Annotated in this window: 2 protein-coding genes; both read right to left on the bottom strand. The window is 66.7% G+C overall.

What is annotated here, in order from left to right; genetic code table 11:
• Positions 1–41: 41 nt before the first annotated feature.
• Positions 42–347 (bottom strand): hypothetical protein, encoded by a 306-nt coding sequence (locus DMH03_RS41910; protein ID WP_125797544.1) that lies wholly within the window; start codon positions 345–347, stop codon positions 42–44.
• Positions 348–356: 9 nt separating this feature from the next.
• On the bottom strand, positions 357–1,553 hold the full coding sequence (locus DMH03_RS41905; RefSeq protein ID WP_125797545.1) for an IS110 family transposase: 1,197 nt from the start codon (positions 1,551–1,553) through the stop codon (positions 357–359).
• Positions 1,554–1,786: the final 233 nt, after the last annotated feature.

The following is a 1,786-nucleotide window of genomic DNA, read 5'->3' as shown; positions in this document are numbered from 1 at the left end:
CGGGGGGGTGTCCCTATGGTTGTTGTCAACCGGGGAGGTGGTCAGGTCTGCTCGGTCAGCCTGCGGGTGAGATCGTCCAGGCGGGCGCTGAGTTCTTCGGGGTTGGCGAGGTCGTAATGAACGCAGTCGACGACGCCGGTGTCGAGGTTTCCGATCTCGAGTTCGGCTTCGCCGCTGGTCCAGATGATGAACGAGCCCACCATGTCGCCGGTCTCGCAGACAACCCAGGCCGCTCTCTTCTCGTAGTTAGGGCCGAGAGTGAGTTGCCAGTGAATCGCGGTGGCTTCCCACTTCGGTGCGTAGGTATGGACGGCCGCGACGAACTGGGCGAGGTCGAGCTCGATCACCTGCCGATGCTATGCCGCCGCGGCTGTGGTGGGCGCCCGGTAGTACGTCTTGTTGCGGAGCATGGCGTAGAGGACGTCGCAGCGTCGTCGGGCGAGGCAGATGAGGGCGGCGTTGTGTTTCTTGCCTTCGTCGCGTTTGCGCTGGTAGTAGGCGCGGCTGGTGGGATCGGACAAGGCTGCGAAGGCGGCGAGGAAGAACGCGCGTTTGAGCCGGCGGTTGCCGGTTCTGGCGGGGTGTTCGCCCTTGATGGAGGTCCCGGAGCGGTGGGTGACGGGGGCGATCCCGGCGTAGGCGGCGAGATGGCCGGAGGACTTGAAGCCGGACGCGTCGCCGATCTCGAGGAGGATGCGGGCTGCGGTCCTGACTCCGATGCCGGGCATCGAGGTCAGGACCTGGGCGAGAGGGTGCGCATCGAGTATCTCCTCGACTTCGCTGGCGACGGTTTTCCGTTGCTGGAGAACGGTTTTCAGGCTGTCGGCTAGTCTGGGCAGGATCTTGTCCGCGGCGGCGGTGCCCGCGACGGTGACGGTCTGCTCGTCCAGCGCGGTGAGAATGTCCTCGACCAGTTTCGTGCCCATGCGCGGGGCGTGCTTGGTCGCGATCGAGGCGAGTTTGCGGCGACCGGCCTTGCGGATCCCGATGGGTCCTCCGCAGCGGGACAGGATTTCCAGCACCGCGAGATGACTGATTTTGGGGCCGAGGACGCGTTCGAGCGCGGGGTGGATGCCGGTGAGCAGGCCGCGGATGCGGTTGCTGACCCGGGTGGCCTCTGCGGCGAGGTCGTCGTCGAACCCGACGAGCACGTCCAGCTCGGCCAGGGCCTCGTCGCCGACATTGAGCTGGCGCAGCGTGTGCGGCAGGGTCCGGGCGGCGTCAGCGATGACATAGGCGTCACGGGCATCGGTTTTGGCGTTGCCCGGGTAGAGGTCGGCGATGCGGCGCATCGCCAGTCCGGGCAGGTAGGCCACCTCGTGACCGCAGGCACGGGCCACCGCCACGGGCAGGGCACCGATCGTGGCGGGCTGGTCCACCACGACCAGGATCGGTCCATGAGCGGCGAGTTTGTCGAACATCGCCCGCAGCTTCGGCTCAGTGTTCGGCAGCGGCGCGTCGTGCAGCCGCTCCCCGTTGATGTCCAGGCCGACGGCGTGGTGCTCGCCCTTGCCGACGTCGAGCCCGAGATAGACGGAGTAGCTGTGGTGCACCCGCAGCCTCTTTCGTATCGTCACGTGCCGGTCACCAGTCAAGCATCGACGGCCGGCAGCCACGTTACGACGAGACCTACCTTGCGGTGGCCGTGTCCCTATCAGCGGTCCCTCGATGCCACCAAACCCGGTGACACCACCCCCCGGATCATGGGTTCGACTGGGGGACTAAGTCATGCCGGGCCTGGCGACCGCAGCTCCTCGATCAAGAGCCACGAAGAAGGTAACGGGGG

Origin of the sequence: Amycolatopsis sp. WAC 01376 (assembly GCF_003947415.1) — a bacterium.
In the GTDB taxonomy this organism is placed as follows: domain Bacteria; phylum Actinomycetota; class Actinomycetes; order Mycobacteriales; family Pseudonocardiaceae; genus Amycolatopsis.
This window is presented reverse-complemented; position numbering and strand designations above follow the sequence as displayed.